This is a genomic window from Pedobacter sp. GW821-FHT01D05 (assembly GCF_059422505.1).
The window spans coordinates 197,245-221,471 of record NZ_JBWKXA010000005.1 but is presented as its reverse complement, the minus strand read 5'-3'; the positions used below and the strand labels follow the sequence as shown (position 1 = coordinate 221,471).

Genomic DNA, 24,227 nt, shown 5'->3' with positions numbered 1-24,227 from the left:
CATGGGAGAGCAGAGATTAAACGTGGAATCAAGGATAACCCTTTTAGGTGCAGGTCCTGGAGATCCTGATTTATTGACATTGAAAGGGGTTAAAGCGTTGCAAACTGCAGATGTGGTTTTGTACGATGCCTTAACTAACGAAGCTTTATTGGAGCATGCTCCGGCAGAAGCCATTAAAGTTTATGTAGGAAAACGTTCAGGTGAGCATTCTTATCCTCAGGATACCATTAATAAATTAATGATTGATTACGCTTTAAATTATGGTCATGTAGTGCGTTTGAAAGGTGGTGATCCATTTGTTTTTGGCAGAGGTTACGAAGAATTGGATTATGCAGCTTCATACAGCATTCCGGTGAGTGTTATCCCTGGTATTTCGAGTTCTATTGGTGTACCAGGCTTGCAGCAGATTCCGGTTACACACCGTGGTATGAGCGAAAGCTTTTGGGTAATTACCGGAACAACCACTTCGGGAGAAGTTTCGGCTGATATTTACCAGGCTGCAAATTCTAATGCAACTGTTGTCGTACTTATGGGGCTTAAAAAATTACCTAAAATTGTAGAGATTTTTAAAGCTGCAGGTAAACACCATTTACCAACCGCAGTGGTTCAGAACGGATCTGCAGAAGATGAAAGATTAGTTGTTGGCGTGGTTGAAACTATAGAAAGTTTAGTACAGCAAGAAAATATTAAAGCACCTGCTTTATTAATTTTTGGAGAAGTTGTATCATTACATCCATCATTTAAGAAATTAATTAAACAATATGCAAGTATTGCCTAACCAACCTGATAATGCAGCATCTTTTTCTGAAGAAGAAAAAGGTAACCAGCTCTTTCCAGTTTTTGTAAAGCTGAACAAGCTGCGTACATTATTAATTGGTGCAGGAAATATTGGGCTCGAGAAATTAACGGCGATCGTGAATAATAGCCATAGTGCTACCATTACGATTGTTGCAGAGCTAGTATCGCCAGAAGTTTATGCGCTTATCGCAAATTATCCGCTGATAAAAGTTAAACAGAAAAGTTTTGATGTAGATGATCTGAATGACATTGATATTGTTTTCGCGGCAACCAATAACAATATTTTAAATGAAGAGATCAGAAAGGTGACGCATGAGCGTGGCCTGTTGATCAACGTGGCTGATAAGCCAGAACTTTGCGATTTCTACTTGGGATCAATTGTTCAAAAAGGTGATTTAAAGATTGCCATTTCTACAAACGGCAAATCGCCAACTATTGCCAAACGTTTAAAGCAGATTTTAAACGAAGGTTTGCCTGCCGAACTTGATGAAACGCTACAGAATATGAGTGCTTTGCGTCAGACTTTAAATGGCGATTTTTCGGCAAAGGTTAAAAAATTGAATAAGGTTACCCAAAGTTTAATTAACCCTAAAAAAAGTTTTGCCGAGCAAAATATTAAATGGTTAATCTGGGCCGCCTCAGTTTTACTAATTGGTGCTATCGGGTTTTCTTTGTGGAATACCGAGCCAGAATTTCAGGCTTTCCTGATCAATATTGATCCTTTATTCTATTGGTTTTTAGGTGCCGGGTTTTTATTCGCATTAATTGACGGAGCAATTGGCATGTCGTATGGTGTTACTACTGCATCGTTCTCATTAGCGATGGGTTTACCTCCTGCATCGGCAAGTATGGCCATTCATATTTCTGAGGTAATGAGCAACGGAATTGCAGGTTGGATGCATTACCGTATGGGTAACGTAAACTGGAAATTATTCAAAATTTTAATCCTTCCTGCTATAATCGGTGCTGTTTTAGGTGCCTATATCCTTTCTTCGTTAGAACATTATAGTGCTTATGTGAAGCCTATTGTGGCGGTTTACACCTTGTTTTTAGGCGGAATCATTTTAATGAAAGCTTTCAATGTGAAAAGAAAAAAAGCCGATCAAAAAATTAAAAAAATTGGTTTATTGGGCTTTGTTGGTGGTTTTATCGATGCAGCCTTTGGTGGTGGCTGGGGCTCGATCGTGTTATCGAGCTTAATTGCAGGCGGGCGTCACCCATTATTTTCTTTAGGTACCGTAAAAATCAGCCGCTTTTTTATAGCCACCTTAAGTTCCCTTACATTTTTTACCATGTTAGGTGGCAAACACTGGGAAGCCGTTGTAGGTTTAATTATCGGTAGTGCAATTGCATCACCAATAGCTGCAAAAGTATCGAATAAAATTTCTGCGAAAACCATTATGGTTGCCGTGGGGATTATTGTAATGATTGTAAGTTTGCGCAGTGTAATTATGTTTATTTTAAAATTAATATAGTGATGGAGAACCTAGAGGAGATAAAAGCAGCACTGGCAGGTTTAAGTACAATTGATAAACTGAAATTTTTAGCAGATAAATATGCCGGCCATATTATATTTTCGACCAGTTTTGGCTGGGAAGATCAGGCGATTACACATTTAATTTTTTCAAATAATATTCCGATCAAGGTTTTTACTTTAGAAACCGGACGTCTGTTTCCAGAAACCTATTACGTTTGGAACCGCACCTTAGAAATTTATAATAAACCCATTCATGCCTATTATCCGCAAAATGAGCTGTTGCAGGATATGGTGAATACAAAAGGCCCGAGCAGCTTCTACGAGTCGGTAGAGAATAGGAAAGAGTGCTGTTATATCCGTAAAATCGAACCTTTAAAAAGAGCATTAAAAGGTAATGAAATCTGGATAACAGGAATCAGAGCCGATCAAAGTGCCAACCGTGAAGATATGCACGATTTAGAATGGGACGAAGGCAATCAATTGGTTAAATTCCACCCTATTTTCGATTGGACTTTAGATGATGTGAAAACCTACATTAAAGAAAATAATATTGTTTACAATACCTTGCATGATAAAGGTTTTCCGAGTATTGGTTGCGCCCCATGTACAAGAGCAGTACAGCCAGGCGAAGATTTTAGGGCCGGTAGATGGTGGTGGGAAGACCAGAGTAAAAAAGAATGCGGCTTGCATGCTACTTAAGGTATAAGGCTGAAGGCTAAAAGGTAGAAGGTTTATATTCCTTATTGGATGAAACGTTGGAATATCCCAACACTCAAACCTTCCAAACATTTTTAACAACAACGACAACAACAAATATAACAAGTTGAATAATTGAGCAATTTAACATTCAATCATTCAACATTTAAACATTCCAACAATTGAAATGAGTACATATAATTTTGATTATTTAGATGAACTAGAGGCCGAAGCCATTCACATTTTACGTGAAGTAGCAGGTCAGTTTGAAAAACCAGCCTTGTTATTTTCGGGTGGAAAAGATTCAATTACTTTAGTTCGTTTGGCAGAAAAAGCTTTCCGTCCGGGGAAATTTCCTTTTCCTTTGGTACATATTGATACAGGCCATAATTTTGAAGAAACCATCACTTACCGCGACCAGATGGTAGAGCGGATTGGCGAGAAATTAATCATTGGATCAGTACAAGAATCAATAGATCAAGGTAAAGTTGTAGAGCAAACAGGCAAAAATGCCAGTAGAAATGCTTTGCAAACCGTAACCTTACTCGATACCATTGCAAAATACCAGTTTGATGCCTGCATCGGCGGAGCGCGTAGAGATGAAGAAAAAGCAAGGGCTAAAGAACGTATTTTCTCTGTTCGTGATGAATTTGGCCAATGGGATCCAAAACGCCAACGTCCTGAACTTTGGAACATTTACAACGGTAAAATCCATAAAGGAGAAAATATCCGTGTATTCCCGATCAGTAACTGGACAGAATTAGATGTTTGGAATTATATCCGCAGAGAGAAAATAGATCTTCCAAGTATTTATTTCTCGCACGAACGTGATTGTATCACCAGAAATGGTCAGCTGATGGCTGCATCACCTTTTTTAAATATGGATGATGAAGATGTGGTAGAACGCAAACAGGTGCGTTTCCGTACTGTGGGCGATATGTCATGTACTGCTGCGGTAGAATCGGATGCGACTTTGATTGATGATATTATTTCTGAAATCAGCGCTTCGAAAATTTCAGAGCGTGGTGCCCGTATGGATGATAAAGTTTCTGAAGCCGCAATGGAAGACAGAAAAAAGGGGGGATATTTTTAAAGGAGTATTAAGATTAAAAGTATCGAGTAGCAAGATTAATAACCGTCTTGATACTTGATACCAATTACTTAATACTAATGTCTTAATACTACAATAAAATGAACATATTAAAATTTTTCACAGCAGGCAGTGTAGATGATGGTAAAAGCACCTTAATCGGCCGTTTGTTATACGATACAGATTCTATTTTAGCTGATCAATTAGAAGCTTTACAGAGCTCTAACCGCAAAAATGATGACGGAACAATAGATTTAGCCATTTTAACCGATGGTTTAAGGGCAGAGCGCGAGCAAGGTATTACCATTGATGTAGCTTATAAATACTTTCAGACCGAAAAACGTAAATTTATTATTGCCGACACACCTGGCCACATTCAATATACAAGAAATATGGTTACAGGTGCTTCTACAGCCAACCTCGCCATTATCTTAATCGACGCCCGTAACGGCGTGGTAGAACAGACCATCCGTCACTCCTATATAGTTTCCTTATTGGGCATTAAACATGTAGTGGTTTGTATCAACAAAATGGATATGGTTGACTATAGCGAAACCGTTTATAGCGCAATTATAGAAAAATACAAAGTTTTGGCTCAGCAATTAAAGCTTGCCGATGTAACCTATATTCCGGTTAGTGCCTTAAAAGGCGATAACATCGTGCAAAATTCAGGTAACATGGATTGGTATGAAGGAGAGAGTTTGTTACATTTCTTAGAGAAGGTAGATACCGACAATTTAGATAAATCGCAATTGGCCCGTATGCCGGTGCAGTGGGTAATACGTCCACAAACAGAAGCATTGCACGATTACCGCGGTTATGCAGGTAGGGTATTAAGTGGTACCTTTAACTTAAATGATAAAGTTACCGTATTGCCTAGTGGTGCGAGTTCTACAGTTGAAAAAATTGAATTTTTTGATCAGACACCAGATGCAGCTCACGCTGGCCAGTCGGTGATTATTCACTTGAAAGATGATGTAGATATTAGCCGTGGCGATACCATTGTAAATGCTTCGGCATTACCACAGGAATCGAAGCTGATTGAAGCGGATCTTTGCTGGATGGATGGCCGTGCATTAGATACTTCTATCATGTACAATATTCAGCACAACAGTAAAATCACCCGTTGTAAAATCAGCGAGATTCTGCATAAGGTTGATATCAATACACTTGAAAAACATGCTGCTGACGAATTTAAATTGAACGATATTGGCCGTGTGATTATTAAAACAGCTGATGCTTTGGCATTTGATTTATATGATGATAACCGGGCAAACGGTTCAGCAATTTTGGTCGATACACGTACAAATTTAACCGTTGGCGCCTTAATGTTCAGGGCAGCAGTAGAATAAATTGTAAAATGGATAATGGAAATTGATCAATGACCAATAGTGAAAGCTTCAAGGAATATAGATAAAATCTTAATCTTCTTAATTCCTTAATGGTGGAAAATGGATGATGAAAATTGTGAAACGATGAGATCTTTATTTCAGCTTATTGATCCGGAAATCATACAATCCTGAAAATCTTACAGTAGAGAACCACAACCAAATATAATAATGAAGACTTTAGTTTTTAATCTAAAGTGAAAGCAATTTCAGCGGGGCGCCAAATAGGTTAGCCCCGTTTTTCGTTTGACGATTTTTTAAACATTTTAAATATAGACGCTTTAAATTTTTTATATCTTAGTTTAAGTCCCTCAGATAATTTTCCGAATAAACCAAAAACTATGCACGCTGGAAAGAAATATACCTTTTTTGAATTTATTGTATGGACCCGACGGGATATTTACCGTTTAACCGTTCTTGCCATTATCCCTACTGTACTTTATCATTTTTGTAAGTTCACCTTTCTCTCCATTTCATGGGTTCCGGTAGCACTTTTAGGTACCGCTGTTTCCTTTATTATTAGTTTTAAAAACAATGCCAGTTATTCGCGGCTTTGGGAAGCCAGGCAGATTTATGGCGGAATTATAAATGCGAGCCGTGCCTTTGGGGTAATGGTACGCGATTATCTAGCAGCTCAGGATAAAACAACAGATGTTCAGATCATTTTTTACCGTCATTTTGCCTGGTTAACCGCCCTTCGGTTTCAGTTAAGAGAGCCAAGGGCATGGGAAAACGCGAACGACCCCCGCAATATTGAGTACGCCAGATTGTACCATGTTTCCGAAAAAACTGATAAGTTAGAGGATACACTATCAAAATATCTTTCAGCAGATGAATTGAAGTACATTTTAAGCAAGAAGAATAAGGCCACCCAATTAATGGCTTTGCAATCGAGCCACATTAATAAATTGGCATCTGCCGGAAACTTATCCGATTTACAATTACAATCCTTGCAAAACTCAGTTACCAGTTTTTACGATAACCAGGGTAAAGCCGAAAGAATTAAAAACTTTCCATATCCGCGCCATTTTTCATCGATAGCCACCATTATGTTAAACCTGTTTGTGTTTTTGGTGCCCTATGGTCTTTTAAATGAATTTAACAAATTAGGCAATGGTACTTTGATTGAGGGTTATTCCATTTGGTTAAACGTTCCGTTTGCGATTTTACTCACCTGGGTTTTTAACTCTTTGGATATTGTTGGCGAAAGTTCTACAAATCCTTTTGAGGGAAGCGCCAATGATGTACCCATTACCAATATCTCGCGGACAATAGAAATCGACATGAGGGATATGCTTGATGAAACTGACCTGCCTCCTGTGCTAACACCAGAAAATAGTATACTGATGTAAATTTCCATTATGGAAATGATGGAAAATAGTCATCGTATTTATATATTGATTAGAAGACAATAAATCACAGTTACCATGAAAAGAAATATCCTTTACCTTGTTTTGGCTGCAATCCCATTTGCTTATGCCTGTACCCAAAATAATAAAACAGCTACTGGCGCTAAAACTAAAACCGATTCTTTGGTTAATGAGAACTGTTATGCAGCAGGTTTTGAGAAAGACAGTGCAGCCATGAATGTGAAAATACTGGCCTCAGGTAAAGTTACTGGTTCATTATTGGTTAATTATGCCGATAAACCGCATAATAATGGTACCATAAACGGAAAATTTAATGGCGATACCTTATTGGTAGATTACCGCTTTAAAACTGGCGAAGATACTGTAAAAGTTTACACCAATCCATTGGCTTTTTTAAAGAAAGATGGAAAACTAATTATGGGGGTAGGACAAATAGAAACCACACTTGGTAGATCTTATTTTGTTAAAGGGAAACCCATTAATTTTGAAGCAGGCAAGTTTGTTTTTCAAGAGCTGGATTGTAAGTAAAACTAGATTTTTTGAGATAAAATGAAATCTTTAAGCTTAAAAATTTTCGTCAGCATAGTGGTTATTTTGATTTTCATTAAAGTAATCTATTCCTTCAATATTGATTATAAACGAGGACTTCACTTTGACCATACTATAGGAAATATAATAATAACGATTTTGGCCGTATTGGTTTTTATAGCCTTGTTTAAATGGTTTAAAAAGTAAGAATTATTTGTACCACTACTGGTCTTAGCGTCTCGCTAAGACCATGTTCGTTTTGCCACGAGGCACAGCACACATAGAATCTCCAATCAGTTGGTCATCCTGTCCAAAGGACTCCTGTGGAGAGCGGAGTCGAAGGATTTTTTGATTAGATCCTATGTGTCAGAATAAAGATTCTCCACCGCGTTCAGGAAGATATGTCCCTCATTAACCCTAAAATCCCCTAAATCAACACCCGCTAAAAAGCTAAATAAAATTATTTTAAAATAAATTACTACAATTCCCATAGGCTTTATATATTTGTATTATTAACAAACGTATAACAAGCTTAAATTATCTGTTATGATTTTGAATAAAGTAGAAAAAGCGAACATTGAACCAAGAATTACTTTAATAGGTGCAGGTCCTGGCGACCCGGATTTATTTAGTTTAAAAGGTGTTAAGGCATTAAAAACAGCTGATGTTGTTTTATATGATGCAAATGTGAACGAGGCTTTATTGTGTCATGCGCCAGATGGTATTCCGAAAGTTTACGTGGGCAAACGTTCAGATGATGAATCGTTTTCTCAGGATGCGGTAAACAAATTGATTGTTGATTACGCTTTAAACTACGGTCACGTGGTACGTTTAAAAAGCGGCGATCCGTTTTTCTTTGCAAAAGGGTACGAAGAAATAGATGCTGCAGAATCTTACAGTATTCCTACCGAAATTATTCCGGGCATTTCGAGTGCAACCGGTGCGCCAAGTTTGCAAAAGATCCCGATGATTTATAAAGATTTGAGTGAAAGTTTTTGGGCAGTAACCGGAACAAATTCAAAAGGTGAAATTTCTGAAGATTTGTACATCGCAGCAAAAACCAAAGCAACTATAGTTGTTTTAAACGGAATTGAAAAAGTAAAAGAAATTGCTGCAATATTTCAGGGGGAAAATAAAAACCTTTTGCCAGTAGCGGTAATTCAAAATGGTTCTACACCAGAAGAAAAAATTGCAGTGGGTATTGTTGATACGATTGCTGAAATTGTTGAAGATAAAAGAATAACGGCCCCAGCTTTATTAGTTTTTGGAGATGTAGTATCATTACACCCACAGTTTCAGCCAATCCGCGATTTTTACGAAATTATCGCTGAAGAGTACTAGATATTTTTAAACCAAAAATATATTTGTTTTGTTGTTAAAAACCGCTTATGGATTTAAGCGGTTTTTTTACATTTGGTAGAAGCAGTCCTTTGTTTTTAAGCCTGATTGGAGCGGAAAGCCCGGAACAAAGTGAGGACTTGTAGCGGAAAGCAGGACTGTAGCCTGCCACAAAGAACTAAACCATTCACTTTCAAAAAGCGCTGCGTATATCTGCGAAATCAGCGGGAAACCATTGGCAGAATTCTCCCGCAGATTTAAGATGATTACCGCTGATGGAATTTGAACTGTTGATTGGAACCAACTTTGTTTTTAAGCCTGATCCGATAGCTATCGGATGAAGCGGAAGCCCGGAGCGTAGTGAGGACTTATAACGTAAAGCAGGTCTGCAGTCCGCCACAAAGAACTGAACATTCACTTACTAATGAAAAACTAAAGTAAATTTATACAAATTGGATCTCTCCGTTTCGCTTTGCTCCAGTCGAGATGACGATTTTTCCCTTAAAATAATCAACTAAAAATATAATTTTCATTATTTGCAAAACTCAAAACAATTAGTAACTTACTTAGGTTATCTACACCAAATATTTGATGGAAATTATACATATAAGCGCCGAGTGTTACCCAGTTGCAAAGGTTGGTGGTTTAGCCGATGTAGTAGGGGCCTTACCAAAATATCAAAATAAATTAGGCCACATTGCCAAGGTGGTTGTTCCTGCGTACGATACCAAATTTATCCGCGAAAGCGAATTTGAAGTAACTTACGATGCATGGGCAAACTATGGTAATCACCACTTTCAGTACCGCATTTTAAAAGAAAGAACCAATAAATTGGGCTTTGATTTATACGTGATCCATATTCAGGGCTTAACGGACCGCCCAAATGTATATGGTTATAGCGATGATACAGAAAGATTTGTGGCTTTCCAGATTGCTACGCTTGATTGGATTGTACAGTGGGAGCATCGTCCGGATGTACTTCATTGCCACGATCACCATACCGGTTTAATTCCGTTTATGGTTTCAAATTGCATAAAATATAAAGCAATTAGCAGTGTCCCGACGGTTTTAACTATTCATAATGCACAATACCAAGGTCAGTTTGGGTGGGATAAATTATATTACATACCCGCATTCGATTTATGGAAAGGTGGTTTACTGGGCTGGGAAGATGCCATTAATCCTTTAGCATCGGCCATTAAATGTGCATGGAAAGTAACAACGGTTTCGCCAAGTTACCTGGACGAAATGATGAACAATGCCCGTGGCTTGGAAAGTTTGTTGAGACAAGAGCGTTGGAAATCGGTAGGAATATTAAACGGAATTGATAGCGAGGTTTGGGATCCGGAAACAGACCCGATGCTGAGCAAAGGTTACAATTTAAAAACAGTTGAAGCTGGTAAACTGGCAAACAAAACAGCACTCTGCGATGTTTTTCAATTAGATCCATCTAAACCCCTGTTTACTTTTATTGGTAGATTGGTTGATGAAAAAGGTGCCGATTTATTGCCAGATATTTTTTACACAGCTTTACAACAGCATGGCGACAATATCAATATCCTGGTTTTAGGATCAGGCGATAACTGGGTAGAGGGCCGTTTAAATCAATTAAAAGACATTTTTACTGGTAAGTACAATGCCTATATTGGTTATAATGAGCAGGTTTCGCACGAAATGTATGCTGGTGCAGACTTTCTGATCATGCCATCGAGAGTGGAGCCCTGTGGTTTAAATCAGCTTTATGCATTAAGGTACGGAACTGTTCCCATTGTGCGCAGGATTGGTGGATTGAAGGATACTGTAATTGATATTGGCGACGGAGGTTTTGGAATTTGCCATGATCAAACGAGTATTTGGGATGTTACCCATGCCATTAACCGTGCTGTTGAGTTATATAACGATAAGAAGACTTTTAAAGCAGTAAGAAAAACAATGATGAAAATAGACCATTCGTGGGATAACGCAGCATTAAATTATATAGAATTATACCAAATATTAAAATAAGCTTAAAGATGACTGACAAAGTTTTAGGCGTTATCCTTGGCGGTGGCCAGGGCTCTAGATTATCGCCGCTAACACAAACACGTTCTAAACCGGCAGTTCCAATTGCTGGTAAATACCGATTGGTAGATATTCCGATTTCGAATTGCTTAAATTCTGGAATTCATCGAATGTTTGTGTTAACCCAGTTTAATTCGGCATCCCTAAACAAACACATTAAAAACACCTATCACTTTAGCCATTTTAGTACGGCCTTTGTTGATATTTTGGCTGCTGAACAAACTGTACAAAACTCAGGTTGGTTCCAAGGTACAGCAGATGCCGTTCGTCAGTGTATGCATCACATTGTTTCGCACGAATTCGATTACATCTTAATTTTATCCGGAGATCAATTGTACCAGATGGATTTTAAAGATATGATCGAGAAACATATCGAAGCCAATGCAGAAATTACCATTGCCACTATTCCGGTAACGGCAAAAGATGCAACCGATTTTGGTATTTTAAAGGCCGATGAGGAAAACATGATCACCTCTTTTATCGAAAAGCCTAAAACGGGTTTAGAAGACTGGGTTTCGGACACTGGTGAAGAAATGCAGGGTGAGGGACGTAATTTCTTAGCTTCGATGGGTATTTACGTTTTCAACCGCGAATACCTGATCAATATTTTAAATGAGAATGAAGAGGAAAAAGATTTCGGCAAAGAGATTTTGCCAAGAGCAATTTCTCAGAGCAGGGTTTTAAGTTACCAGTATGAAGGTTATTGGACTGATATTGGAAATATTTCATCTTTCTTTGAAGCCAATTTAGGCCTAACAGATGAAATTCCTAAATTTAATATGTTCGATAGTAACCATGCTATTTTTACCAGGGCACGGATGCTGCCTCCTTCAAAAATTTCGGGTACCACTTTGGATAAAACAATTATTGCCGAAGGCTGTATCATTCAGGCGAGCAAAGTAGAACATGCTGTTTTGGGAATCAGATCAAGGATTGGAAAGGATACGGTTATTACGAATGCTTACATTATGGGCAGCGATAGGTACCAAACCTTAGAAGAGATACAGGATGAAACGGGCAAAGGAAATTCTTTAATAGGGATCGGCGATCGTTGTTTTATTAATAATGCCATCATCGATAAAAACTGTCGCATTGGCAATGATGTAAAAATTAATGGCGGCGATCATTTGGAAGATGGGGACTTTGAGCTTTATGCCGTTAAAGATGGTATCGTGGTAATTAAAAAAGGTGCTGTTGTGCCTAGTGGAACAGTAATTTAGAAAAAATACGAATTTTCATAAAGCCAGTTTGGAGTAATCTAAACTGGCTTTTTTGTTTTTAGATTTCACAGGTTTAATCCATACGTCACCCTGAATTTATTTCAGGGTCTATCGTGCAAGGAAGATGCTGAAATGAATTCAGCATGACGTTTTGGTAGAAAATAAATTGAAAAATATTTACACAATCTCTTTTTGACATTTCTTCCTAACATTTTTCCGATCGGCTTGTTAGTAAATAAACAAAATTATATTCTATGGCCGAACAGCACCTTTATCAAACAGGAATTATAGGAAATTGCGCTTTCATTGCACATGTAAACAAAAACACTGATATATCTTGGCTTTGCTGGCCCCGTTTTGATAGCCCTTTTGTATTTGGCAGTTTATTGGATAAGAAAAAAGGTGGTGAATTTTCAATTCTACCTCAGGGTGAGTTCAGTTCTAATCAATATTACATCGAGAATACCAATGTTTTAAGAACAGAGATCACTGCCGAAGACGGGAAATACCGGATTACCGATTTTGCACCACGATTTCACCTATACGATCGCTATTTTAAACCGTTAATGCTCATCAGAAAGATCGAACCTTTGGAAGGTAACCCACGTATTACCATCAAATGCGAGCCGGTTTGCGATTATGGTAAAGGTAAAATGAAATCGAGCAGGGGCAGTAATCACATTGATTATCTAGGCTGCGATGAAAACATCCGTTTAAGCACCAATGTATCGCTTACCTATATTTTTGACGAGAAAGCATTTGTACTAAATGAGGCTAAATACCTTATTATGACTTATGGCCAAAATTTAGAGGCCCCGGTAGTAAGCACCGCCGAAAATTTTTTGCGTGAAACCATCGCCTATTGGCGATTGTGGATTAAACATTCATCAATCGCTGGTTTTTACCAACCTTTTGTAATCCGATCGGCCCTAGTGCTGAAAATCCATCAATATGAAGATACGGGGGCAATTATAGCAGCCAGTACAACTAGTTTACCAGAATCGCCCGGCAGTACCCGAAACTGGGATTATAGATATTGCTGGTTAAGAGATTCGCACTATGTATTAACTTCACTTAACCATATTGGTCATTTTGAAGAAATGGAGAAGTATTTTAATTACCTTTCTGATATTTCACACGCAGAAGATACACGCTATCAACCCTTGTACGGTATTGCAGGAGAAAGGGAAATTACCGAGCATACGTTAAGTCATTTGGAAGGTTATAAAGGCGAGCAGCCCATTAGAATAGGAAATCAGGCCTATGAACACATTCAGAATGATATTTACGGTCAGGTTTTAATTTCGATGTTGCCACTTTATACCGACCACCGTTTTGTTTTTTCCGAACGTAGCGATTCGGTAAGGTGGATTGAAAGCGTGCTTTCTAAAATTGAGCGCACAATCGATGAAAAGGATGCCGGAATTTGGGAATTCAGGAATATTGCCAACGTACATTGTTACAGTAACCTATTTCAATGGGCAGGCGCACAGGCTGCTTTAAAAATGGCTAAAACGATTGGTAACGAGGATTTTGAGCAGCGTGCAAAGGTTTTAATCGATAAGGCTGCGGCACATATAGAGGCCTGCTACGATCCAGAAAGAAAAGTGTACACCAATGCTGTAGGAAGCACACATTTAGATGCCAGTACGCTACAGTTGATCATGATGAATTACTTGGATCCGGCCTCAGATCGGGCGAAAGATCATTTAATAGCTTTAGAAAAGGAGTTGAAAACGGAAGATGGACTATTTTACCGTTACTTACATGCTGACGACTTTGGTAAACCAAAAACAACATTTTTAATCTGTGCCTTTTGGTATGTGGAAGCTTTGGCCTGTGTTGGCCGGACCGATGAAGCGATTAAAGAATTTGAGAATATTATTAAATATTGTAATCACCTTTTGCTGTTCAGTGAGGATGTTGATGCTAAAACGGGTAGCCAATGGGGTAATTTCCCACAAGCGTATAGCCACGTGGGTTTAATGAATGCGGCTTATCGTATTGCAATTAAACTGGATAGACCGATATTTTTGTAAGGTGATAAGTGGATTACAAGTCCAAAGTTCATAGCATTGGTCGGGATTGCAAATCCCGACCAACTAGTTGTTCTTTTAGCTATTTAAATTATGAATCGTCACCCTGAATTCATTTCAGGGTCCATCCTGCGGGAAGATGCTGAAATAAATTCAGCATGATGACTTGAGTTGGGAAAGGGCAGCTAAAAATTGATTATTTTTCAATCAGTTGTCTTTTCACCAGCCGAAATATTAAATAATTAACTCCGCCCTACAAACGCCTCTTTTACTAAACTCCAAAGCAGTTTTCGCACTTCATTAAAATCATTTAGGTAATATTTTGCTTCCGAAATGTTGTTGCCAACTTTAATGGTGAAAGCATCATCTGGTAATGCCCTAAAAATATCTTCATCAGTATGGTCATCACCAAGGGCCAAAATAAAATCAGGGTGTTTATCGTAAAGCCAGTTTAAAGCAGCTTTTCCTTTATTCACTTCCATATTCTTAAATTCTATCACTTTATTGCCAGGCATGAGTTGCAAACCTTTATCGGCAGCTAAAATTTTCATATGGCTGATAATTTCATTTGCCCTTAAATCGCCAAGTCCTTCTTCTGCTTTGCGGTAGTGCCAAACCAGAGAGTAACTTTTCTCCTCAATAAATGATCCTGGAGTGCGGTCTGTATAAGTTTCTAATAGCGTTTTTATTTCTTGTTTCCACTGGTCGGTTAAAAGTGGCAGGCTGTTCCATTTATCTCCGTTCGATTTTTGCCAGGCACCATGTTCTGCAATCAGATCTACCTTTAGGTGTCCAAACCACTTTTCGAGGGTTTCGTTCCTTCTCCCACTAATAATCACAACTTTATTTGCCTTATCAAGGGTTAGGTTTTCAATTAAATCATACAATTCGGCATCTGGCGAAGCGTCGTCAATATTTCCGGTAAAATCTACAAGGGTACCATCATAATCTAAAAATAGCACACGATTTTGTGTTTGCGCATATTTAGCTACAATCACTTCATTAATAGCATTTACTGCATGTTTTGTTAATAACGATTTTTGAGAATCTTTCACTTCGTTTAATCTTAAAATAAAATTGTTAACCCAATGTTTAACATTGAATTTTTGTACAATTGCACGCATGGCTTTCATACGTATTTGTTGTTCTGAAGGCAACATTTTCAGCGCTGCTACAATAGCCTCCATAATATCACCAATGTTATTAGGATTTACGATTATGGCATCAGTTAATTCTTTGGAAGCTCCCGCCATTTCGCTTAAAATTAATACACCATCATTACCGTTCCTGCTGGCCACATATTCCTTACTTACCAGGTTCATTCCATCGCGCATAGGCGTAACCAAACAGATATCTGCTGTGGAGTAAAGGGCTGATAGCACTTCAATAGGGAAGGAGCGATAAAAATAATTTACCGGAATCCAGTTCATTGAACGGTACCTCGCATTTAAATTTCCAACAAACTGATCAATCTGATCTCTGAGTTCGCTATATTTTGGAACGGTGTCCCGAGAGGGCACAACGATCATAAAAAGCTCGATTTTGCCGATGTATTCAGGATGGTGCTGGAGCAGTAATTCTAAAGCCTTTAATCTTTCTAATATGCCTTTGCTGTAATCGAGCCGATCTATAGACAAGATTACTTTCATATCTTCTTTACCTGCTCTGAAATAGTCGATCTCTTGTTGCACCCGATCAGTTGCTGGTAAACCTGAAAATTTATCGAAATCAATTCCCATTGGAAAAGCTTCCACAACAATTTGCCTTTCGTTGCTATTGAGTATGTTTGATGATGAATTTACAGGGAGCAAGCGTGTTGCCGTGCTAATAAAATGGCGAACATCGTCATAGGTATGAAAACCGATTAAATCGGCACCAATTAAGCCGTTCAATAGTTCTTCGCGCCAGGGGATTAAACGGAATATTTCGTAGGATGGGAAAGGAATATGCTGGAAAAAACCGATGGTAGCATTTGGCAGTTTTTCTCTTAAAATACCCGGCAAAAGCAGCAACTGATAGTCTTGGATCCAAATTTTATCTTTTCTGTTGAGGACTTGCATAGCACTTTTTGCAAATTTCTCATTAACCGATCGGTAGCAGTCCCAGTAACTTTGTTCGTAATGCGCATAAGTAACAAGGTAGTGAAATACTGGCCATAATATTTCGTTTGAAAAGCCTTCGTAATATAGATTAATTTCGCCTTGAGTAAGGTAAACTGGATAAAGGTTTAATGCGGCAAGTTTTTGAGTAATTTCTTCCTGACGTTCTTCCGGTACTTCTATACCGGGCCAGCCGATCCAAATGGAATTGCCTGATTTATAAACGTCTCCTAATCCTGTGGCAAGGCCGCCCTCGCTCGGAATAAGGGTGTATTCGTTGTTTTCTTCGATGATTTTAACGGGTAGTCTGTTCGATATTATAACTGTCTTCATGCTTGTATTTGATGTATCCACATTATTAAAAGCATATCAAAACTGTTTTGTTTGATTTTTTAGGTCGAAAAAACATTCAAATGATTAAACGTAATTAAATACCAAAGAAAAAGTGGCGCCATTATCAGGCATTGAAACAACTTCTATGCTGCCTCTATGCATTTTCATAATGTTGCGGCTAATCGTTAATCCTATTCCAGATCCATTTTTCCTGGTGGTGTAAAATGGAACAAAAATCTTTTCGAGATTACTGGCATCGATGCCTTTCCCGTTATCGGTAACATCAATGTATAGCTTGGTGTTTTCCAACCGGTAATTTACATTGATGTGCGGGTGTTCTCTGTTCTCTACAGCGTAAATACTATTGGTAATGAGGTTGATCAGCACTTGTTCAATTAATTTCAGGTCGAGCTGAATGGTGATTTTTGAAGAGGTTTGTTCTACATCCAATACCACATTTTTAACTTTGGCAAATGGCTGCATCAATACCTTAATGTGTTTCAGTATTTCACCAATGGTATGCGATTCGAGGTTTGGTGTAGGCAGCTCGGCAATTAGCCGATAATCCTTTACAAAATCTAATAGACCAGAAGATCTTCTTTGTATGGTTTGCAGGGCCGTTTTCAGATCGTCCATTTCATCTTCTGTGAGGTTCTTTTTATCGGTTACCATCCGGTTGATCGTATCCGATAATGAACTTATAGGGGTAATTGAGTTTAAGATCTCGTGGGAGATTACACCAATTAACCTATTCCATGCTTCCGTTTCTTTTTGCTCAATCTCATCTTTAATGTTTTGGAAACTGATAATGGTGTAATTATTCCCATAAAGATTTAATGGAATAACTTCGGTAGATAATTGAATCAGTTTATCCTGGATTTTCAATTCCAGAAACCTTTTCCCCCCAGTTAAGATCTGCTCTATTTCTGTTGCAAAGGTTGGGAGGTGTTGCTTTACCCTGTGCCAATACTTATACGCTGGAATACCTAAAAGATTTGAAGCGGCCTGATTAAAAAATGCAACCTCTTCATGCTCTTTCTGAATGGTATTATTTACCACGATTACACCAACGGGAACCTGCTCCAAAATGGTTTTAATCAATTGAAACATGGCTTCTTGTTCCAATCTGATCTGTTTATGAACCTGTAAAATATCGCTGAAGGATTCGTATAGCTCAGGGAAACTGCCTTTAGTTACTTTGTTTTTAAAATTTAGGGTATGATCTCTCGTTTTAACGGCTAAAACGAAACGGTTAATATCTGATCTGATCTGATTGATATAATAATAAAGGGAAATAATCGTACCCAATAAAATTAAAGCTACGCCGATGATGGTAAACCAAAGCTGGGTGTTTTTAATCAGGTAAAATAAGAGATAGCCCAGCAGATTGATCATCAGCAGGCGAAATATTAAACGGAAAGTAAAACGTTGGTAAAACATGTTTTAGGGTTGAAGGTAAAGGGTTAAAAGGTGGAGGGTTTAAGGTGATGCGGAAATTTTAACCTTTCGCCCTCAGCCTTCCTGCCTTCAACCTTTCTTAGATTCCAAATTTCTCAATTCTTCTGTACAGTGCAGCTCTGGTTAAACCGAGTTCTGCCGCGGCTTTTGATATATTTCCTTTGTGTTTGTCAATTGCTTTCTGCACCATCATTTTTTCCATATCCTCAAGCGCCATTTCATCTGGTATAGCGTTGTTCTGTGCGTAGCGCTGCGGACTTAACTGCAAATCTTCTTCTGCAATATCAGCACCGTCGCTCATAATAACCGCTCTTTCTAAAACGTGCTGTAACTCGCGCACGTTTCCCGGCCATTTATACTGTAAAAGTGCTTCTTGGGCCTTATTACTCAATTTTCGGATGTCTTTATGGTATTTCGAGCTAAAAACCTGCATAAAATGATTGGCCAGGAGTAGAATATCTGTTCCACGTTTACGTAAGGCTGGTAGCAAAAGCTCGACAGTGTTAATGCGGAACAATAAATCTTGTCTAAATGTATTTTTAGCTACCATTTCATTCAGGGGCATATTGGTAGCGGTTATTAAGCGGACATTCACCTTCCGCGCTTTACTTTCACCTAAACGGGTAACTGTACGGTTTTGCAAAACGCTTAAGAGTTTAGCCTGAAGCGGTAATGTTAAATTTCCAATCTCGTCTAAAAAGATCGTTCCTCCATCGGCCAGCTCAAAGCGACCTGGTTTATCTTCTTTGGCATCTGTAAAGGCACCCTTAGCATAACCGAATAATTCGCTTTCAAATAAATTTTCGTTTAACGAGCCTAAATCGACATGCATAAACACCTGGTTTTTCCTTTGCGAATTACCATGTATTTCATAAGCAAAAACCTGTTTTCCTGTTCCATTTTCGCCCAGAATAAGCACATTAGCATCAGTAGGGGCTACTTTTAAGAGCGTATGCTGTAAATGCTTTATTTCATCTGCCTGCCCAACAATATTCTCGAAACCTCGGGTAAGGTCTTTTTGGAGCGATGAATGTATTTTTTCTAATTTCTTTACCTTTTTGGTCGATTCGCGGAGTTTAGATGCCGAAGAAATGGTGGCAAATAACTTTTCATTTTCCCAGGGCTTAAGAATAAAATCGGTAGCTCCTTTTTTAATCGCCTTTACTGCCAGTTCAACATTACCAAAAGCAGTCATTAATATGACTACATAATCTTTATCAACCGATAAAATATGTTCTAGCCAATAAAGACCTTCACGGCCATCACTGGCTCCTTTTTGGTAGTTCATATCCAGCAAGATGATATCAATTTCATTTTTGCTCAATAAAACATTGATCTCTTTAGGCGATTTACATGTTATTACCTGCTTTACCTGCTGCTTTAAAAACAAACGGGCACTAAGCAGAATATCGTCGTCATCATCGATAATTAAAACTGTGGCGTCAAGCATAATCTCTCGCTATTAAAGTTAGTATATATTTATTCTTTTGCCGTCCCTCGCTTTCAAGAGAGGGATGAAGGGGTGAGGCAAAAATACCAAAACTGTCCGCTCCCGCACATCAACTGTCCGATAATGAACATATAAAAAATAAGATAACTATTAATTTGTTGATTATTAGTGTTTTAAATGTGTTTTATGCTTTTGGCATAAGCTTGGTTATTGATGAAACCAAACCGTACAACCGAACACATGGATAAGAAAATAGAGAAAAAAAGATTTAGCACTAAAACCCTTTTAATAATAGGTGGAGCAATTGCTTTTGCAGCGGTTGTAATTTATGGCTATACTTTATCCCTCAAAAAAGTTTACAGCGCAGATGCCGATAAATTAACCATCAGCAAAGTAGAATATGGTGATTTTGAAGATGTAGTGTTATTAAATGCCAGCGTAGTTCCATTAACTTCGGTAATCGTAAGTTCATCAGAAGGTGGAACAGTTGCCGAAATTTTTACTGAAAATGGTGCTTCGGTAGTTAAAGGAACCCCATTATTGAGAATTTCCAACTCAAATGCCATGTTGAGTTATACCTCAAGTCAAACAGCAGCAACCGAGCAGATTAACCAATTGCGGAAATCGCGGTTGGATTTAGAGCAAAACCAAAGGGTGTTAAATCAGGATGTTTTAGATGTAGAAAATAGCTTAAGAACAGCAACCCGTCAGTATAGATTAGATAGCTCACTATTTGCTAAAAAAGTAATCACACTACAGGAATTTAATAAATCGAATCAGGATTACGAATATTACCAGGGTAAATTGAAGATTGTGCGTCAAGCGATTAAACAAGAAAACCAAAGCAGAAAGATGCAGTTGGCTCAGATCGATCAATCGATGGGGCAAATGAACGAAAGTTTGGAGATGATCCGTAAGAACATCGAAAATATGACCATTAAAGCGCCTGTATCTGGTAAGCTGTCTTCTTACGATCCAGTTATCGGAAAATCTTATAACTCTAACGAAATGATTGGAAAGATTGACGTACTGCAAGGTTATAAACTTCAGGCAGGAGTTGACGAATATTATATCAATCGGGTAAAAGAAGGACAAACCGCTAACTGTGAGTTTAATGGTAAAACTTATAATTTAACCGTGAGTAAAGTAATCCCTGAAGTTACAGCTGGTCAGTTTCAGGTTGAAATGGTTTTTAAGGGGGCTGCACCTGAAGGTTTACGTCGCGGATTATCGTTACAAACAAAATTAACCTTGTCTGACAATAGTAAATCGCTGCTTCTTGCCCAGGGACAGTTTTTTCAGAGTACAGGCGGCTCTTGGGTATTTGTAGTAAATAATGGTAAAGCCACCAAGAAAAACGTTAAAATCGGGCGAAAAAATTATTTGTACTATGAAATATTGGATGGTTTGCAGAAAGGCGACGAAGTAATTACTTCATCTTACGATCAGTTTAACCAGTACGATCAGGTGGAGATCAATAAATAAGTTTGGAGTTTGTTGAAAAAGGACTAAACAATTAGAAATAAAATAACACTCAGGTCTTGATACCTGATACTGAATACTTGATACTAGAACAACTAGAATTATGATTAAAATAGAAAATCTGGAAAAAGTTTACAAAACTGAGGAGATAGAAACCACTGCACTTAATGGTATTAATCTCCATGTTGCAGCAGGAGAATTTGTTTCCATTATGGGGCCATCGGGCTGTGGGAAATCTACCCTGTTAAATGTAATGGGTTTATTGGATAAGCCCGAAAGCGGAAGTTATAAGTTTATCGATACCGAGCTTTTAACGCTTAACGATAGAGAACGGTCTAATTTCCGTAAAAGAAATATGGGATTCGTTTTCCAGAATTTTAATCTGATTGATGAATTAACTGTTTTCGAAAACATTGAGCTACCACTAATTTATAACAAAATTCCTGCTGGAGAACGCAAGAAACTGGTAAATGAAATTATCGAAAGAATGAATATTGTAAACCGTAGCGGTCACTTTCCTCAACAGTTATCAGGCGGACAGCAGCAACGGGTAGCAGTGGCAAGGGCTTTGGTTACCAAACCGAAGTTGGTTTTGGCCGATGAGCCTACCGGAAACCTGGATAGCTCGCACGGTAATGAAGTAATGGAGTTGCTTTGCGAACTGAATGAAACCGGTACTACCATCGTGATGGTAACCCACTCCAGTCACGATGCCAGTTTTTCGAACAGAATCATCAACCTGAAAGATGGTCACGTGATTTCTGAAAAGATCAATAAAAGCAGAAACGAAGAACTAATATAAGGTTAAAGGCTGAAGGTTTAGAGGTGGAAGGTTATTTATCGTAACCTTTAACCCTGCACCTTCCTACCTTCAACCTCTAAAAAGATTTTAGTTTAGTTAATGATAGCCGCCCAGTAATCTTCCCGGATGGGGAGATTAGGGAGTGGCATAAGAAAGGTAAAAGGTAAAGCGTATGGTTTATGCGCCCTAGACCTTAAGCCTTACACCTCAAACCCTAAACCTCAAAAATATGTTCAAATTAAACTTAAAAATCGCTTTGCGAAACCTCTGGAAAAACAAGGGATTCTCTTTGATCAACATTGGGGGGTTAGCCATTGGCTTGGCCAGTTGCATGATTTTGCTATTGTATGTGAACTACGAATGGAGCTACGATAAGCAATTTAACAACAGCGATAAAACTTATGTAGTTTATCAAAATATGAAGGCAAGTGGTAAAACTTTTAGCTGGGCATGGACACCAAATGTGATGGCTAAAGAAGTGCAAGAAAAAATCCCTGGCGTTAAATATGCTTCTCACACTACTTATCCGAGGAAACAATTAATTACCGTTGGTGATAATAAAATAAATAGCACTGCAATATTTGCCGACCAAAATTTTATTAAAATATTGGATTATAAATTTCTTGAAGGTAATTCAGCAAAAGTTTTAAAAGATGTAAATACCATCATCCTTACCAAATCTTTTGCAACAAAATTATTTGGAAATGAAGATCCTATTAATAAAATGGTAAAGCTGGAAAATCAGGAAGTATTAAAAGTGGAAGCCGTAATAGAAGATGCACCTGCAAATAGTAGCTTAGCTTTTGAGTGCATCATGCCCTGGGCATTGTTCGAAAAACGGGAAGCCTGGGTGAAGGAAGTCAATTGGGGAAATAATATGTGTTTAACGCTTGTTCAATTACAGGATAATAACTTTTTCTCTGCGGCAAATGGTTTAATGCATGGTATCTACAAGCGGAATCAAAAAGATAATTTGTCGGTGGCTTTATTACATCCTTTAACCAAATGGCATTTATATGATGAATTTGTAAACGGTAAATCGGTAGGAGGTAAAATAGACCAACTTAAAATATTTTTATTGCTGGCCTTTTGCATATTGCTAATTGCCTGTGTAAATTTTATGAATTTATCTACGGCACGCTCAGAGCGTAGGGCAAAAGAAGTTGGCGTTCGTAAGGCAATCGGATCAACGCGTAGATCGTTAATTAATCAGTTTTTTTTAGAATCTCTGCTCATCACATTTATTGCCACAGTTTTAGCTTTTATTTTAATTGAGGTTAGTTTGCCATATTTTAATAGTTTGTTAGATATTAAATTAACAATCGATTATTATAATGGCCCATTTTGGTTAACATTATTGGGTTTAATGATTTTAACCGGATTTATTGCGGGTAGTTATCCAGCGTTGTATCTATCTTCTTTTGAGCCTATAAAAGTTTTAAAAGGTTTCACACTTAAAGCAGATTCATCCGCTTCGGTGAGGAAAGTATTAGTGGTTGGCCAATTCGTTTTTGCTGCAAGTTTAATTATTTGTACAGCAGTAATTTATCAGCAACTTAATTATGTTAAAAATAAGCCTATTGGTTACGATAAGTCCAATTTAATTCAAATAGCAGTAGTCGGTAAAATGAATGATGCTGTTAAATTAGAATTGCTTAAAACGCAACTATTAGAATCAGGCGCTGCAAGCGGTGTTACTTTTTTTAGTACAGATTTTACTGAAGGTGGAGATAATACTACAGGTGTAAACTGGGAAGGTAAAAACCCGAACGAGGCTATTTCTTTTAACCATAGATCAATAGGATATGATTTTGTAGAAACTATTGGAACGAGGATGGTTAATGGTAGGGAGTTTTCTGCGAAATTTCCTAATGATACAAGCAGTGTATTGCTAAATGAAGCGGCCGTGAAAATGATGGGATTAAAGAATCCGATCGGTAAGGTTATTACTTTCTGGGATAAAAAACTAACTACAGTTGGGATAGTAAAAGATTTTGTGGTAGAAAGTGCTTATCAAAGAGTGGCCCCAATGATTTTTAGAGTAAATCAAAGGGAAGACGCGAGGGTTATCATTGTACGGTTAAATCCAAATCAAAACATCAGTTCATCACTGGCTAAAATTGATGATTTAGTAAAGCAAATGGAACCAAATTATCCTGTTAACCGCAAATTTGTGAACGAATCTTTTGAAGTGAAATTTAAAAATGAAAAACTTTTAGGTTCACTCTCAAACTGGTTTGGTGGTTTCGCAATTTTCATTTCTTGTTTAGGATTATTAGGTCTGGCGCTTTTTATGGCAGAGCAACGCAAAAAGGAAATCAGTATCCGTAAGGTTTTAGGTGCCAGTACCGGCAATATCCTCGTGTTGTTAAATAAAGATTTTATAAAATTGGTGGCCATTGCCAATCTTATAGCGTTCCCGTTAGCCTATATTATTGTAAATAAATGGCTTTCAGCCTTCGAGTATCGCATCTCTATATCTGCATTGCCGTTTATTGTGGCTATTGCTTTATCTGTAGTCATTGCCATACTTACGGTTAGCGTCCAGTCCGTTAAAGTGGCCAAAGCAAATCCTATTGATGCGTTAAAATATGAATAAAG

General features: G+C 37.9%; 17 protein-coding genes. 14 read left to right on the top strand and 3 right to left on the bottom strand.

From position 1 onward, the window contains the following. Position 1: 1 nt before the first annotated feature. From cobA (AC07VK_RS18405) to AC07VK_RS18355, 11 genes are all read left to right on the top strand, one after another. On the top strand, positions 2-778 hold the full coding sequence (gene cobA / locus AC07VK_RS18405; RefSeq protein ID WP_492962325.1) for a uroporphyrinogen-III C-methyltransferase: 777 nt from the start codon (positions 2-4) through the stop codon (positions 776-778). Next, positions 762-2,273: a TSUP family transporter gene (locus tag AC07VK_RS18400; RefSeq protein ID WP_492956091.1), complete on the top strand. Its 1,512-nt coding sequence runs from the start codon at positions 762-764 to the stop codon at positions 2,271-2,273. The genes cobA (AC07VK_RS18405) and AC07VK_RS18400 overlap by 17 nt, the downstream gene beginning before the upstream one ends. A 2-nt stretch (positions 2,274-2,275) precedes the next feature. After that, positions 2,276-2,974, top strand: coding sequence for a phosphoadenylyl-sulfate reductase (locus AC07VK_RS18395; protein WP_492962323.1), 699 nt, complete (start codon positions 2,276-2,278; stop codon positions 2,972-2,974). Between the two features lie 184 nt (positions 2,975-3,158). Beyond that, positions 3,159-4,064: a sulfate adenylyltransferase subunit CysD gene (cysD, locus tag AC07VK_RS18390; RefSeq protein WP_057932867.1), complete on the top strand. Its 906-nt coding sequence runs from the start codon at positions 3,159-3,161 to the stop codon at positions 4,062-4,064. Between the two features lie 98 nt (positions 4,065-4,162). Then, the gene (locus tag AC07VK_RS18385; protein ID WP_492956088.1) at positions 4,163-5,413 is read left to right on the top strand and encodes a sulfate adenylyltransferase subunit 1; all 1,251 of its coding nucleotides are present in this window, start codon (positions 4,163-4,165) and stop codon (positions 5,411-5,413) included. Positions 5,414-5,790: 377 nt separating this feature from the next. Beyond that, entirely contained in the window at positions 5,791-6,801 is a 1,011-nt protein-coding gene (locus AC07VK_RS18380; RefSeq protein WP_492962321.1) for a bestrophin family protein, read from the top strand. Between the two features lie 75 nt (positions 6,802-6,876). Next, positions 6,877-7,347, top strand: a complete 471-nt coding sequence (locus AC07VK_RS18375) for a hypothetical protein (protein WP_492962319.1) — start codon at positions 6,877-6,879, stop codon at positions 7,345-7,347. A 546-nt stretch (positions 7,348-7,893) separates the two neighbouring features. Further along, positions 7,894-8,688 (top strand): uroporphyrinogen-III C-methyltransferase, encoded by a 795-nt coding sequence (cobA, locus tag AC07VK_RS18370; protein ID WP_057932870.1) that lies wholly within the window; start codon positions 7,894-7,896, stop codon positions 8,686-8,688. A 588-nt stretch (positions 8,689-9,276) separates the two neighbouring features. After that, positions 9,277-10,689, top strand: coding sequence for a glycogen synthase (locus tag AC07VK_RS18365; RefSeq protein ID WP_492962317.1), 1,413 nt, complete (start codon positions 9,277-9,279; stop codon positions 10,687-10,689). 8 nt (positions 10,690-10,697) lie between these two features. Further along, complete coding sequence (locus AC07VK_RS18360) at positions 10,698-11,966, top strand: glucose-1-phosphate adenylyltransferase (RefSeq protein ID WP_492962315.1); 1,269 nt, start codon at positions 10,698-10,700, stop codon at positions 11,964-11,966. 254 nt (positions 11,967-12,220) lie between these two features. After that, a complete protein-coding gene (locus AC07VK_RS18355) occupies positions 12,221-14,005 on the top strand; it encodes a glycoside hydrolase family 15 protein (protein WP_492955080.1) in 1,785 nt (594 codons plus the stop codon). Between the two features lie 239 nt (positions 14,006-14,244). On the opposite strand, the gene AC07VK_RS18350 is transcribed toward AC07VK_RS18355, so the two are convergent. The 3 genes from AC07VK_RS18350 to AC07VK_RS18340 form a co-directional block, all read right to left on the bottom strand. After that, positions 14,245-16,434, bottom strand: a complete 2,190-nt coding sequence (locus tag AC07VK_RS18350) for a bifunctional alpha,alpha-trehalose-phosphate synthase (UDP-forming)/trehalose-phosphatase (RefSeq protein ID WP_492962313.1) — start codon at positions 16,432-16,434, stop codon at positions 14,245-14,247. 84 nt (positions 16,435-16,518) lie between these two features. Continuing rightward, positions 16,519-17,874: a sensor histidine kinase gene (locus AC07VK_RS18345; RefSeq protein ID WP_492955082.1), complete on the bottom strand. Its 1,356-nt coding sequence runs from the start codon at positions 17,872-17,874 to the stop codon at positions 16,519-16,521. Between the two features lie 97 nt (positions 17,875-17,971). Next, the gene (locus tag AC07VK_RS18340; RefSeq protein WP_492955083.1) at positions 17,972-19,342 is read right to left on the bottom strand and encodes a sigma-54-dependent transcriptional regulator; all 1,371 of its coding nucleotides are present in this window, start codon (positions 19,340-19,342) and stop codon (positions 17,972-17,974) included. Positions 19,343-19,582: 240 nt separating this feature from the next. Here AC07VK_RS18340 and AC07VK_RS18335 point away from each other — a divergent pair, with 240 nt between their 5' ends. The 3 genes from AC07VK_RS18335 to AC07VK_RS18325 all read left to right on the top strand — a co-directional run bounded on the left by AC07VK_RS18335 (position 19,583) and on the right by AC07VK_RS18325 (position 24,225). Then, positions 19,583-20,827, top strand: coding sequence for an efflux RND transporter periplasmic adaptor subunit (locus AC07VK_RS18335; RefSeq protein WP_492955084.1), 1,245 nt, complete (start codon positions 19,583-19,585; stop codon positions 20,825-20,827). 100 nt (positions 20,828-20,927) lie between these two features. After that, positions 20,928-21,626: an ABC transporter ATP-binding protein gene (locus tag AC07VK_RS18330; RefSeq protein WP_492955085.1), complete on the top strand. Its 699-nt coding sequence runs from the start codon at positions 20,928-20,930 to the stop codon at positions 21,624-21,626. Between the two features lie 229 nt (positions 21,627-21,855). Continuing rightward, positions 21,856-24,225 carry an ABC transporter permease gene (locus AC07VK_RS18325; RefSeq protein ID WP_492955086.1) on the top strand — a complete coding sequence of 790 codons (2,370 nt, stop codon included), beginning with the start codon at positions 21,856-21,858 and terminating at the stop codon, positions 24,223-24,225. The last annotated feature ends 2 nt before the right edge of the window (positions 24,226-24,227 follow it).